Below are 13153 nucleotides of genomic sequence, written 5' to 3'. Positions count from 1 at the left end.
AGTGCTGCCCAATCCCAGGCTCTGGCACAACTTCCGTGAAGCCCCGTCGGCCGGGACTCGCGCGGGCCTCTGGACGAGCTGCTGATCTGGCCCTGCCCTCCCGAAGCTACGGCGAAGTGACAAGTAGCTCTCTGTAATCAGAGTGAGACTCGGTCAGGGATAGTGAGGCGGGGTCCGGGGATTTCGCCGACCTGGCGGCGAAGTCGGCGTGTGCCTCTTCGACGGCTTCGGGGTACGCCTCGCGCTTGGTGTGCTCGGCCAGTGCCCGGTAGATGCTCGCCACCGAGGGGTTCTGTCCCTTGCGCATGCCGGTGGCGATCCAGAGGTCGGGCTGGATCTGCTCGGCGGACTGGCCGCCCGCGCGGCGTCGGAGCACGGTGTGGAGCATGTCGTCAGTGATGACCGGGGGCCGGCCGCCGTGCCCGCCCTTGCTGGCCGCGGCGTCGAGCCCGTGTGTGAGTAGTTGGCGTACAGAACATCCTGGCGCGAACGATCTTCCTTGACTACTTGGTCTCCGGATTCGTGCGCATCGTGCTGGGGGAATCCGGGGTGCTCAGGGAGCCATCCGGGTGGTTGCGAAGAGCATGATCATCCGCAGGAGTGAATGCGGCTGGGGCGAGGTGCGGACCGCAGGAGTAAATGAGCGCGCCCGGTCTTCCGCCGGGCTGTAACTCTGCCCAGGAAGGGCATGATTCTTATGCGTATGCGTACCAAGCTGGTTCTGGCCGGTCTCGGTGTTGCCACTGCCGGTGCCGCCTTCGGCGGGATCGCGATGGCGGCCGACCCCACCAATACGGTCAGGGCCCCGTATGCCCAGGCGGCGACCTCGGTAGGCCCGAGCGGCAGCATCGTCCAGAAGACCAACACCATCGCGTCGGTGAGCAAGCCCGAAACGGGTTTGTACTGCGTCGTGCTGGCCGCGGGCATCGACGCCGGTCGGGCCGTTCCGGCCGCCACCCTGAGCGCCTCGGCCGACTGGGGCAGCGAGATCCGCGTGTCCCGCAACCACGGCTCCTGCCCCGGCAACTCGATCCGCGTGACCACCGGCACCAACGGCGCAGCCGCGGACCAGGCGTTCTACCTGGTCATTCCGTAACGGTCCGGCACTGTGGTGTCCGGTCCGGGAGGGTGGACGGGACACCACAGGCGTCGACCTGCTCGGACGTGGTGTCGATCGAAGCGACGGTCGCGGCCCTGTTCTCGTAGAGCTGCCGGCAGGTGGTGTGTAGCGCTGAGTGGCTATATGGGGCTGCGGCCGCGCTGCTGGAGGGCGGCGAAGTCGGCGTGCGCCGTTTCGACGACCTCCGGGTACGCCTCCCTCTTCTCGTGCTGGGCCAGCGCGCGGTAGATGCTGGCGACGCTGGGAGCCTGGCCCTTGCGCGTGCCGGTGGGGATGATCAGGTCGGGCTGGATCTGCTCGACCGACTCGCCGTTCGCCCGGCGCCGCAGCACGGTGTGCAGCATGTCCTCGGTGATGACGGCCGGCCGCCGTGCTTGCCCTTGCGGGCCGCCGGCCCGGCTCCAGGCCGGGGGCGGCGAACACCAGCCGCCGCCACGACCCGCTCACCAGGGAGTCGGAGACCTCGCAGGCGTCGATCTTCTTGCGGCCGATCAGGTGCGGCATCTGCTTGAGGGCCTGCACCACCGGGGTGCCGGCCTGCACAGCGCCGAAGTCGACGACGTCGACCAGCAGACGGATGAAGCCGCGCACGGTGCTGCAGCGGGTGGCGAGCGCGGCCCGCCACTCCGCGTCCTCGTCCCCCTCCTCGTCGGGGACGACCTCGGCGATGACCGCCAGGGCCTCGGCGAGCTTCTCGCGGGGTACGACCTTCTCGATCGCCGACCACGCGTCGACCACCGAAACCAGCTCCCCGTGTCGGTCGCAGGCGCGGTCTCCAGCAGCACCCCGACCGCCCTCGCGACCCGCCCCGCCGCCCGGCGCAGCCTCGGCAGGGACCTGAGTTTCTCCTCCTTGCCCACCCGCTCCGCCCGCGACAGCAGCCGTGAGGACATCAGGACGTCCAGGAGGTCCAGGGCGTCATCGACGGTCGCGGTCTCCAGGTGCTGCACGGTGGCCAGCAGCGTCGCCGTCTTCCGCGACTCCTCCAAGTCCCGCAAGGTGGGCGCCTTCGAGCCCATCCCGTACCGGGCCAGCCCCGCCAGCCGGGCCGTCGGCATCACCGACGTCGACACCAGGTGGGCGCCCAGGTCCTGGACCTCCTTCACCCGCTGAAGGGCGCGGTCATCGCCGTACCCGAGACCCGCATCGGCGGGGTCCGCAGGCGCTCCAGCTCCGAGACCCGCTTGCCGTCGGGGACCGTCAGCAGGTCGCGCATCGTCTGCCGCAGATCCTCCGGGACGGCCTCGTCCAGCGTCCGGTACAGGGCGGTGTTCTCGCTCGCGCGGACCTCGGCGATCAGCCGGGTCAGCGTCGTGACCCCCGGCAGCAGCACCCGGTTGTCCACCAGCCACACCACCGCCCGGTCGAACAACGCCCGCGGCCCCTCCAACGACGCCCACACCCGCGCCGCCAGGAACGCGCGGACCTCGTCCTCGGCAGCCGGAAACTCGCGGTAGCCGCAGGCTTCCCGGATGTCCCACGCTTGCTCGTACCGGTTCTGCCGCCGGGCCCCGTACGCGGCGAACTCCTCCGGCTCGACATCGAGCTGCTCGGCCGCGAAACGCACCACCACGGCCGGCACGACCGACAGGTCCTCGGTCGGGAACACCCCGAGCATCCGCACACAGCCCCACTGCACCGCCCACCCCAGCCGGTTCGCCGGGGCCCGCTTCGCACGGGCCAGACCGAGCGCCTGCGCGTCCAGGCGGAAGAACTGCTCCAGCTCACCGGGCGAGGGCGCGGCAGCGAACCGGCCGAAGCGGGAAACCTGATCACCAGAAAGGAAATCAACTGGCATGACCCGGAACGTAGAACCGCTGAACAGCGGAAACAGGGCGAGTCACCGAACCGGAACCAAGATCGGCCAGTTGTCGCTACTGGCCGTTCCGATCCTCCTCAAGTGCCTCGTCGCCGGTAGTCCGAAGGACTGGCTCCTCCTGCCGCAGAGTGACGACGACAACAGCAGTCGCTCCGCAGTGGATTCGCCCCCGCACAGCCCAGCCCGATCCACCCCCTGTGACGCAGGTCACTCAAGGCGTGTCTCATTAAATGAGACGACGGAGTGTCAGGTGCTGCCCGAGGGGGTCCGACGGCAACGTTCGGCCTGGTCGGAGGGGTCGCTATGGCACGCGAATGGCACGCGGCCGGAAAATGGTCTAGACAACAAACAAGGCCCAAGTCGCTGACTTGGGCCTTCGTCGTGGAGCGGGTGACGAGAATCGAACTCGCGCTCTGAGCTTGGGAAGCTCATGTTCTACCATTAAACTACACCCGCGCGAAGCGCCCTTGATCAGTGGCGCTTGCGTGGACACTCTACCCCATTGTCGACTCCGCCCGCTCGATGGCGCTGTCGGTCGCGGGAGTTGGGGTGGGAGTTGGGGCGTAGCCTCCGTGGTCGGAGTGCCGCTTGGGTGGGTGTTCTGTTGATCCCCTAATGTGTGGGTTCGTCCGCGTTTTTGGGGAAGGGACCTGATGGATTTGATGGAGCGCACCGTCGTCCGCTGTGCCGAAGGGCATGTGTTCAGTACTACGTCGTTCCCGATGCAGCAGCTTGACAACGGGCGGCTCGGGCCCGGGCGGCTCATTCGGTGTCCGCGTTGTGCTCGGTTGAGGCATGCCGTGCCCGTGGAGGTCGGGCGGGGCTGACCGCGGTCGTCGGTAGGGGCGCGCGGGGTTGCCCGAGTTGGGGTGGGCCCGCGCGTTCTGCGTATCCTCGGGGCGTGCTTCTCTCTGACAAGGACATCCGGGCCGAGATCGATTCCGGGCGCGTGCGTATCGACCCCTACGACGAATCGATGGTGCAGCCGTCCAGCATCGACGTACGGCTCGACCGGTTCTTCCGCGTGTTCGAGAACCACCGCTATCCGCACATCGACCCCGCCGTCGAGCAGGTCGACCTGACGCGCACCGTCGAGCCGGCCGGGGACGAGGCGTTCATCCTGCACCCCGGTGAGTTCGTGCTCGCCTCGTCGTACGAGGTCATCTCGCTGCCCGACGACATCGCCTCCCGGCTGGAGGGCAAGTCGAGTCTCGGGCGTCTGGGCCTTGTCACACACTCGACCGCCGGTTTCATCGACCCCGGCTTCTCCGGGCACGTGACCCTGGAGCTGTCGAACCTCGCGACCCTGCCCATCAAGCTCTGGCCCGGCATGAAGATCGGGCAACTGTGTCTGTTCCGGCTGAGTTCGCCGGCGGAGTTCCCGTACGGCTCCGAGCGCTACGGGTCGCGTTACCAGGGGCAGCGCGGGCCCACCGCCTCCCGCTCGTTCCTCAACTTCCACCGGACACAGGTGTGAAGGACGTGGACGACATACGGGAGAACCTGACGTACGAGCGCTTCGGCTGCGCCGTACGGGAGCTGGCGCAGGCTGTCGCGGACGACGGGTACGAGCCCGACGTCGTCCTGAGCATCGCCCGCGGCGGGGTGTTCGTCGCCGGCGGACTCGCCTACGCCCTCGACTGCAAGAACATCCACCTGGTAAATGTCGAGTTCTATACGGGAGTTGGCACCACTCTCGCGATGCCGGTCATGCTGGCGCCGGTGCCGAACGTGGTCGACTTCTCCAACAAGAAGGTCCTCATCGCCGACGACGTCGCCGACACCGGACGCACCCTCAAGCTCGTCCACGATTTCTGTCTCGATCACGTCGCCGAGGTCCGCAGCGCCGTCATCTACGAGAAGTCGCAGTCGCTGGTGAAGTGTGAGTACGTCTGGAAGCGCACCGACGAGTGGATCAACTTCCCCTGGAGCGTCGAAGCTCCCGTCGTACGGCGCGGGCGGCAGATACTCGACTCGTGACAGCGGGCCCGCCGCACACCGCGGCGGGTCCCGGCCGTCAGATCGTGCCCAGCTTGATCAGCGACAGCAGCGCGACGAGCTGGATCGCCGACGCTCCCAGTGCCTTCGGCCACGGCAGGTCGTGCGACCTGCTCACCATCAGCGTGAACAGCGCTCCCGCCGCGATCCAGGTGACCCAGCCGACGATCTGCACCAGGGAGTTCTCGCCGCCCAGGAACAGCGCGAAGAGCAGGCGAGGCGCGTCCGTGATCGACATGATCAGCATGGAGAGACCGACCGTGGGCTGCCAGGCGCCGTCGCCGCCGAGCTGGCGGGCCAGGGTGTGGGTCACCGCGCCCAGGAGCAGGCCGCCGATCACGAAGGCCACGCCCGTCGTCAGGGCATACGGGACGGCCGTCGACAGGGTGGCGTTGATCGCCTCTTCGCGGGCGGCGTCGAAGCCGAAGATGGCGAGCAGCCCGTAGAGGAACGTCACGACCAGCGCCGGGCCCCAGACGGGGTAGTCGCGCATCTGCCAGAACGTCGCGTTCGGGCGCAGCACGATGCCGCTCAGCAACTGCTTCCAGTGCAGTCGCGGGCCGGACGGGGCGGGCGCGGAGCCCGCGTGGTACGTCGCGCCGTCGCCGTAGCCGTGCTCGTCCACGCTGAACTGCTGCGTGTGACCGGGGTTGTTGGCGTACGGGTCGTGGGCGCCGCCCCCGCCGTGCTGCTGGTTGTACGGGTCGCCGAAGTACTCGGGCTCGCCGTGCCCTCCCCCCTGGCCGCCGTGCCCACCCGGTCCGGGGTAGCCGTAACCCCCCTGCGGGGGGCCGGGCTGTCCGGCGCCCGCGGGGGGCCATTGCTGCTGCGGAGGGTGCGGCTGTCTGCCGTACGGGGGTTCTGGCTGCCCGCCTCCGTACTGAGGAGGGGGCGCCGCCTGCCGTCCGTACGGCTGCTGCTGCGGTTGTTGCCGTGCGCGGTTGTCCCGGCCGCGTCCGATCCTGAATCCAGCCACGTCACCGAACGTACCCGCTTCGGAAGGGCGCCGGGCTGGAGGAGCCGGAACAGGCCGGCCTTTGCGGCCGAGCTGTGACATCCCCTAAGGGGACCCTGGGGGGCCTGCTGGCCTGCTACCGGGCCCGTACGCCTACTTGAGGAAGATCGACGTGCTGAAGGTGATCGCCGGGCGCTCCGCCGCCTTCCCGCCCTTCCCGTCCTTCCCGTCCTTCGCCGACTTCTCCGACGGATACAGCGCGATCAGGTCCTTCTCCTCGCCCTGGTGTGTGCGCGTCACGAGGAAGTCCGCCGACTCCAGGAGGTCCGTGGCCGCCTTCCCGTCGGCGCCCGGCAGTCTCGGCGCCGGCGGGAGCGCGACCGCCTTGAAGGTGTACGTGCCGCCCGCCTCGCCCGGTCCCTGCGGGCCGCCGAGCAGCAGCTTGCCCTTCGCGGCCTTGCCGGGCTCGTGGGTGCGGGTGGTGTGCACGAGGTCGTCGTAGCCGTCGCCGTCCGTGTCCGCCTTGCCTGTGGGGGCGTAGAGGACCGGGCCGCCGCCGGGGACGGGGGCCGTCGCCGCCTTGGGGGCGCCCGCGCGGCTGAAGGGGCCGCGCAGATAGCTGACCTGGCCCGCGCTCGCCGAGAGGGCGAGGTCCGGGCTGCCGTCGCCGTCGAAGTCGCCGCACACCGGATGGTCGGGCCAGTCGTCGCCGTAGCGCGCCTTGGCGGGGATCTTGAGCACGACCGCCTTGCCCGTGATGCCGTCCGGGCCGCCGAAGAGGAGCTGGAGGGGGACGGGCGGGCGGCCGAGGCCGTCGTACGGAGGGTCGGTGCTCACGATCAGATCGGCGAAGCCGTCGCCGTCCAGGTCGCAGGTGGCCGCCGCGTCGAAGGCGGCCGGGAGGACGCCGTCGGTGGCCGCGCCGTTGGCGGTGGGGCTCAGGGTCTGGCGTACGGCGGGGTCGACACCGCGCGGTGAGTCGGAGCCGTACACGATGCCGATGCCCGCGTCGTCGCCCTGGACCGCGTCGGGGGCCTTCACCAGGTCGTTCAGTACGAGGTCGCGGTGGCCGTCGCCGTTGAAGTCGGCCGGGACCTCGCTGCCGTCACCGCGCGGGACGGGGCGCTTCGGTACGGAGGAGGCGCGGTCGGCGAGGGGCGCGGTGTCGCCGTTCTTGGCCTCGGTGCCGCTGGCGGGCTTGCCGTCGTTGTCGGCGGAGCCGCTGCAACCGGTCAGCAGCAGGGCCAGTGCCGTACAGACGCCGGCGCCGGTCATCACCGCTGTCGTCGCACCGGTGCGTATGCGCACGGTCCCACCCGCCTCATCCGTCTCTTCATATGACACTCGCTGCCACATGATGCTCCAGTTCGCACGTCGCGGTAAGGAAACGGACCGATCGCGATCACGGCCCGATCGTCCCAGGGGATGGAAAAGGCCGGACCCGCCCCCGAGGCAGGTCCGGCCACGTGTCCTGACGTGTCCTCCGTAAGAAGGGCGTTCGTTACGTCGCGGGCTCCGGTTGTGGTTCGGTGGCCGGTTCGGTGGAGTCCTGGGGGTCGGTGGGGGTGTGTACCGAGTCGAGGAGGAGTTGTGCGACGTCGACGACCTGGAGGGTTTCTTTGGCCTGGCCGTCGTTCTTCCTGCCGTTGAGTGAGTCGGTGAGCATGACGAGGCAGAAGGGGCAGGCGGTGGAGACGATGTCGGGGTTCAGGGAGAGGGCTTCGTCGACGCGTTCGTTGTTGATGCGTTTGCCGATGCGTTCTTCCATCCACATCCGCGCGCCGCCGGCGCCGCAGCAGAAGCCGCGTTCCTTGTGGCGGTGCATCTCCTGCTGGCGCAGGCCCGGGACGGCCGTCATGATCTCCCGGGGCGGGGTGTAGATCTTGTTGTGGCGCCCGAGGTAGCAGGGGTCGTGATAGGTGATCAGGCCCTCGACGGGGGTGACGGGGACCAGTTTCCCCTCGTCGATCAGGTGCTGGAGCAACTGGGTGTGGTGGATGACCTCGTAGTCACCGCCGAGCTGCGGGTACTCGTTACCCAGGGTGTTCAGGCAGTGCGGGCACGTCGCGACGATCCTCTTCGACGACTTCGCCTTCCTGGTCGACTCGTCTTCTTCGTCTTCGCCGAAGGCGGTGTTGAGCAGTGCGACGTTCTCCTGGCCGAGCTGCTGGAACAGCGGCTCGTTGCCCAGGCGCCGGGCCGAGTCACCGGTGCACTTCTCGTCCCCGCCCATGATCGCGAAGCTCACCCCGGCGATGTGCAGCAGTTCCGCGAACGCCTTCGTCGTCTTCTTCGCCCGGTCCTCCAGCGCCCCGGCGCAGCCGACCCAGTACAGGTAGTCGACCTCGCCCAGGTCCTCGAGGTCCCGCCCGACGACGGGGACGGGGAAGTCGACTTCCGTGGTCCACTGAAGGCGCTGTTTCCTCGCCAGGCCCCAGGGGTTGCCCTTCTTCTCCAGGTTCTTCAGCATCGTGCCGGCCTCGGAGGGGAACGAGCTCTCGATCATCACCTGGTAGCGGCGCATGTCCACGATGTGATCCACATGCTCGATGTCGACGGGGCACTGCTCGACACACGCCCCGCACGTGGTGCACGACCACAGCACGTCCGGATCGATCACCCCGCCCTCCTCCAGCGTCCCCACCAACGGCCGCCCCGCCTCCGCGACAGCCCCCGCCGGCACACCCTCGAGCGCCCGCTCCGAGGCGTTCTCCCCGCCCGCCAGCAGATACGGCGCCTTCGCGTGCGCGTGGTCCCGCAGCGACATGATCAGCAGCTTCGGCGACAGCGGCTTGCCCGTGTTCCACGCCGGACACTGCGACTGGCAGCGCCCGCACTCCGTACACGTGGAGAAATCCAGAATCCCCTTCCAGGAGAACTCCTCCACCCGTGAGACACCGAAGACGTCGTCCTCGCCCGGGTCCTCGAAGTCGATCTCCCTGCCCCCCGACACCATCGGCAGCAGCGCACCCAGCGCCGTGGCCCCGTCCGCGTTGCGCTTGAACCAGATGTTCGGGAAAGCGAGAAAACGGTGCCAGGCGACACCCATGTTCGTGTTGAGGGCAACCGTGATCATCCAGATCAGCGAGACGCCGATCTTGATCATGGCGACGAAGTAGATCAGCGTCTGGAGCGTGGACAGGCTCAGGCCCTTGAAGGCGGCGACGAGCGGATACGAGACGAAGTAGGCCGCCTCGTAGCCGTCGACGTGGTGCAGGGCGCCTTCGAGGCCGCGCAGGGTCAGGATCGCGAGGCCGATGACGAGGATCACGTACTCGACGAAGTACGCCTGCCACGCCTTCGATCCCGCGAAGCGGGACTTGCGGCCGGCCCGGGAGGGCAGGTTGAGCAGCCGGATCGCCATCAGGACGACGATGCCCGCCACCGTCATCAGACCGATGAACTCGATGTACATCTCGAACGGGGTCCAGCCGCCGATGACCGGCAGCACCCAGTCGGCCTGGAAGAGCTGCCCGTACGCCTGGACGAGCGTGGGTGGCAGCGTCAGGAAGCCGATCGCGACGAACCAGTGCGCGAAGCCCACGATGCCCCAGCGGTTCATCCGCGTATGGCCGAGGAATTCCTTGGTCAGGGTGATCGTGCGCGCCCTGGGGTTGTCGGTGCGGCTGCCTGCCGGTACGGGCGAGCCGAGCTTCACGAACCGGTAGATCTCGGCGACGGCCCGGGCGATGAGCGCGACGCCGACCACGGTCAGCACCAGCGACACGATGATCGCGGCGAGTTGCATTGGGGGCTCCTGGTGCCGAGCGCCTACCAGGCGCCACTACTAAGCGGTAACTTAATCGGTTTGTGCTGAGGGTACCCAGTTATCCCGCCGCACTGTAGCCGCGCGGTCGGTGATCTGTGTCGCGCAGGTGCCCCTGGGCGGGGATGCGCGGCGCGGCGGCGTCCGCGCCGTACGGGGTGAGCGCGGCACCCGGCGTACGGGCGAGGATCGCCAGGTCGAGGCCGATCCAATGGTGCTCCACGTAGTGCTGGTCGAGCAGCGCCGGCTCGTCCCACGGCATCGGGGAGCGACGGCGCACCTGGGCGAGACCCGTGAGGCCCGGCCGTACGAACCGCCGCCACGGCGCGGCCGTCCTGGGGTCGCCCGGTGCGAGTGGCGCGGGACCGACGAGGGACATCTGGCCCCGTACGACATGGGGTAGCCGCGACAGCAGATCGAGCCGGTGGCGGCGGGTGGCGAGGGAGTGGACGGTGAAGACGCGGCCTTCCAGGCCGACGCGGCGCGCGTGGGTGAAGGCGCCGCCGGGGTGCCGCGCGGAGAGTGCGAGGGTGAGGGCGACGGCGGCCAGCAGGGGGGCGGTCAGAATCAGCAGGAACGAGCCGAGCGTCAGGTCGAACAGGCGCTTGGGGTCCAGATCCAGGTGTGGATCCAGGTGTAGATCCAGGTCCGGAACCATGGGACCTCCCTGACCGTTGTATGCGGCATCAGCGACATCGGCGACATCACGCCTTTTGGTCACGCCTTTTACGAACGCTTGCCGACCGATCGTGCCGTAGTAAGGAAGCGAAGTTCCGAAGGCGCGCGGACCTGCGGGAACCGCACAGTTCTCGGAAATCGAGCCGCACGATAGTTGAGTCTGGTCGACTCAGCTCTGTTGACGCCCGAGGATCAGTCGTGCATCCTTGAGCCTGTTCCACTCAAGTCAGTTGGAGGAATCGAAATGGCACGTGCGGTCGGCATCGACCTGGGCACGACTAACTCCGTCGTCAGCGTTCTCGAAGGCGGCGAGCCCACCGTCATCACCAACGCCGAAGGCGCCAGGACCACGCCGTCCGTCGTCGCCTTCGCCAAGAACGGCGAGGTGCTCGTCGGAGAGGTCGCCAAGCGCCAGGCAGTCACGAACGTCGACAGGACCATCCGGTCGGTCAAGCGCCACATGGGCACCGACTGGAAGATCAACCTCGACGGCAAGGACTTCAACCCGCAGCAGATGTCCGCGTTCGTCCTTCAGAAGCTGAAGCGCGACGCGGAGTCCTACCTCGGTGAGAAGGTCGTGGACGCGGTCATCACCGTCCCGGCTTACTTCAACGACTCAGAGCGCCAGGCCACGAAGGAGGCCGGCGAGATCGCGGGCCTCAACGTCTTGCGTATCGTCAACGAGCCGACGGCCGCCGCGCTGGCGTACGGGCTCGACAAGGACGACCAGACGATCCTCGTCTTCGACCTCGGCGGCGGCACCTTCGACGTGTCGCTCCTGGAGATCGGTGACGGCGTCGTCGAGGTGAAGGCCACCAACGGTGACAACCACCTCGGTGGTGACGACTGGGACCAGCGTGTCGTCGACTACCTGGTGAAGCAGTTCGCCAACGGTCACGGCGTGGACCTGGCCAAGGACAAGATGGCTCTCCAGCGTCTCCGCGAGGCCGCGGAGAAGGCGAAGATCGAGCTGTCGTCCTCCACCGAGACCACGATCAACCTGCCGTACATCACGGCGTCCGCCGAAGGCCCGCTGCACCTGGACGAGAAGCTCACGCGCTCTCAGTTCCAGCAGCTCACGGCCGACCTGCTGGAGCGCTGCAAGACCCCCTTCCACAACGTCATCAAGGACGCCGGCATCGCGCTGTCCGAGATCGACCACGTGGTCCTGGTCGGCGGCTCCACGCGTATGCCCGCCGTCGCCGAGATCGTCAAGGAGCTCACCGGCGGCCGTGACGCCAACAAGGGCGTCAACCCGGACGAGGTCGTGGCCATCGGTGCCGCCCTCCAGGCCGGTGTCCTCAAGGGCGAGGTCAAGGACGTCCTGCTGCTCGACGTCACCCCGCTGTCTCTTGGTATCGAGACCAAGGGCGGCATCATGACCAAGCTCATCGAGCGCAACACGACGATCCCGACCAAGCGCTCCGAGATCTTCACGACGGCCGAGGACAACCAGCCGTCGGTGCAGATCCAGGTCTACCAGGGCGAGCGCGAGATCGCGGCGTACAACAAGAAGCTCGGAATGTTCGAGCTGACCGGACTGCCGCCCGCCCCGCGCGGTGTGCCGCAGATCGAGGTCGCCTTCGACATCGACGCCAACGGCATCATGCACGTGGCCGCGAAGGACCTCGGCACCGGCAAGGAGCAGAAGATGACCGTCACCGGTGGCTCCTCGCTGCCGAAGGACGAGGTCAACCGGATGCGTGAAGAGGCCGAGCAGTACGCGGACGAGGACCACCGCCGTCGCGAGGCCGCCGAGACCCGCAACCAGGCCGAACAGCTCGTCTACCAGACGGAGAAGTTCCTCAAGGACAACGAGGACAAGGTCCCCGGTGACGTGAAGGACGAGGTCGAGACCTCCATCGGCGAGCTGAAGGAGAAGCTCAAGGGTGAGGACACGGCCGAGATCCGTACGGCCACGGAGAAGGTCGCCGCCGTCTCGCAGAAGCTCGGCCAGGCCATGTACGCCAACGCGCAGGCCGACGGTGCCACCGACGCCCCGGGCACGGAGCAGGCCGGTCCCGCCGGTCCCGCCGACGGCGCGGACGATGTCGTGGACGCCGAGATCGTCGACGACGAGAAGCCCAAGAAGGACGGTGCCGCGTGACGGAGGAGACTCCGGGCTTCGAAGAGGAGCCCGACGTCCCTTCAGGCGCCACCCCCGATGACGCCGCGCCGAAGGCCGCCGAGCCGGACTCCGCGAAGGAGCCGGGCCCGGCGGCCCCCCCGGCCGGGGACGTACAGCAAGACGCCACACAGACCGCGCTGATCGCTCAGTTGGACCAGGTCCGTACGGCGCTCGGTGAGCGCACGGCCGACCTCCAGCGGCTCCAGGCCGAGTATCAGAACTACCGCCGCCGGGTCGAGCGGGACCGGGTCTCGGTCAAGGAGATCGCTGTCGCGAGCCTGCTGACCGAGCTGCTGCCCGTGCTCGACGACATCGGGCGCGCGCGGGAGCACGCCGAGCTGGTGGGCGGGTTCAAGTCGGTCGCGGAATCGCTGGAGACGGTGGCCGCGAAGATGGGCCTCCAGCAGTTCGGCAAGGAGGGCGAGCCCTTCGACCCGACGATCCACGAGGCCCTGATGCACAGCTACGCGCCGGATGTCACCGAGGACACGTGCGTCGCGATCCTCCAGCCTGGGTACCGGTTCGGCGAGCGGACCATCAGGCCCGCGCGCGTCGCCGTGGCGGAGCCCCAGCCGGGGGTCCAGCCCGGGGAGAAGGCGTCGAACGCCGACGAGCCGGAGACGGACGAGGAGAGCGGTGGCCCGGACGAGGGCTGACGTACGGACGGGTGGTACGGACGAGCGGTACGG

The 13153-nt window shown here is 68.5% G+C and carries 13 protein-coding genes and 1 tRNA gene; 6 read left to right on the top strand and 8 right to left on the bottom strand.

Annotated features, from left to right (window positions below):
* Positions 1-106 precede the first annotated feature (106 nt).
* Entirely contained in the window at positions 107-376 is a 270-nt protein-coding gene (locus OG329_RS18445; RefSeq protein ID WP_405796456.1) for a hypothetical protein, read from the bottom strand.
* 327 nt (positions 377-703) lie between these two features.
* Between OG329_RS18445 and OG329_RS18440 the strand changes: the two genes are divergently transcribed.
* A complete protein-coding gene (locus OG329_RS18440; RefSeq protein WP_405796454.1) occupies positions 704-1096 on the top strand; it encodes a hypothetical protein in 393 nt (130 codons plus the stop codon).
* A gap of 143 nt (positions 1097-1239) precedes the next feature.
* On the opposite strand, the gene OG329_RS18435 is transcribed toward OG329_RS18440, so the two are convergent.
* Positions 1240-1464: a hypothetical protein gene (locus OG329_RS18435; protein WP_405796453.1), complete on the bottom strand. Its 225-nt coding sequence runs from the start codon at positions 1462-1464 to the stop codon at positions 1240-1242.
* A gap of 151 nt (positions 1465-1615) precedes the next feature.
* Here OG329_RS18435 and OG329_RS18430 point away from each other — a divergent pair, with 151 nt between their 5' ends.
* Positions 1616-2233 carry a hypothetical protein gene (locus OG329_RS18430; protein ID WP_405796451.1) on the top strand — a complete coding sequence of 206 codons (618 nt, stop codon included), beginning with the start codon at positions 1616-1618 and terminating at the stop codon, positions 2231-2233.
* Here OG329_RS18430 and OG329_RS18425 read toward each other — a convergent pair.
* Complete coding sequence (locus OG329_RS18425) at positions 2223-2918, bottom strand: DUF4158 domain-containing protein (protein ID WP_405796450.1); 696 nt, start codon at positions 2916-2918, stop codon at positions 2223-2225. The genes OG329_RS18430 and OG329_RS18425 overlap by 11 nt on opposite strands.
* Positions 2919-3321: 403 nt before the next feature.
* Positions 3322-3395: transfer RNA gene (locus tag OG329_RS18420), tRNA-Gly, on the bottom strand.
* A gap of 445 nt (positions 3396-3840) precedes the next feature.
* On the opposite strand from OG329_RS18420, the gene dcd reads away from it, so the two are divergent.
* Positions 3841-4416 carry a dCTP deaminase gene (dcd, locus tag OG329_RS18415; protein WP_381795719.1) on the top strand — a complete coding sequence of 192 codons (576 nt, stop codon included), beginning with the start codon at positions 3841-3843 and terminating at the stop codon, positions 4414-4416.
* Positions 4417-4421: 5 nt separating this feature from the next.
* Positions 4422-4919, top strand: a complete 498-nt coding sequence (locus OG329_RS18410) for a phosphoribosyltransferase (protein ID WP_405796449.1) — start codon at positions 4422-4424, stop codon at positions 4917-4919.
* Between the two features lie 37 nt (positions 4920-4956).
* Here OG329_RS18410 and OG329_RS18405 read toward each other — a convergent pair whose 3' ends face one another.
* The 4 genes from OG329_RS18405 to OG329_RS18390 all read right to left on the bottom strand — a co-directional run bounded on the left by OG329_RS18405 (position 4957) and on the right by OG329_RS18390 (position 10316).
* Entirely contained in the window at positions 4957-5913 is a 957-nt protein-coding gene (locus tag OG329_RS18405; protein WP_405796447.1) for a Yip1 family protein, read from the bottom strand.
* Between the two features lie 132 nt (positions 5914-6045).
* Entirely contained in the window at positions 6046-7248 is a 1203-nt protein-coding gene (locus tag OG329_RS18400) for an FG-GAP repeat domain-containing protein (RefSeq protein WP_405796446.1), read from the bottom strand.
* 145 nt (positions 7249-7393) lie between these two features.
* Positions 7394-9640, bottom strand: coding sequence for a heterodisulfide reductase-related iron-sulfur binding cluster (locus OG329_RS18395; protein ID WP_405796445.1), 2247 nt, complete (start codon positions 9638-9640; stop codon positions 7394-7396).
* Positions 9641-9719: 79 nt separating this feature from the next.
* A complete protein-coding gene (locus tag OG329_RS18390; protein WP_405796444.1) occupies positions 9720-10316 on the bottom strand; it encodes a sugar transferase in 597 nt (198 codons plus the stop codon).
* A 264-nt stretch (positions 10317-10580) separates the two neighbouring features.
* On the opposite strand from OG329_RS18390, the gene dnaK reads away from it, so the two are divergent.
* The gene (dnaK, locus tag OG329_RS18385; protein WP_405796443.1) at positions 10581-12443 is read left to right on the top strand and encodes a molecular chaperone DnaK; all 1863 of its coding nucleotides are present in this window, start codon (positions 10581-10583) and stop codon (positions 12441-12443) included.
* Entirely contained in the window at positions 12440-13120 is a 681-nt protein-coding gene (gene grpE, locus OG329_RS18380; RefSeq protein ID WP_405796442.1) for a nucleotide exchange factor GrpE, read from the top strand. The genes dnaK and grpE overlap by 4 nt, the downstream gene beginning before the upstream one ends.
* The last annotated feature ends 33 nt before the right edge of the window (positions 13121-13153 follow it).

Source organism: Streptomyces sp. NBC_01506 (assembly GCF_045040295.1).
Taxonomy (GTDB): domain Bacteria; phylum Actinomycetota; class Actinomycetes; order Streptomycetales; family Streptomycetaceae; genus Streptomyces.
Note: the sequence above shows the minus strand (reverse complement) of the source record. Positions and strands in the feature narration are given on the sequence as shown.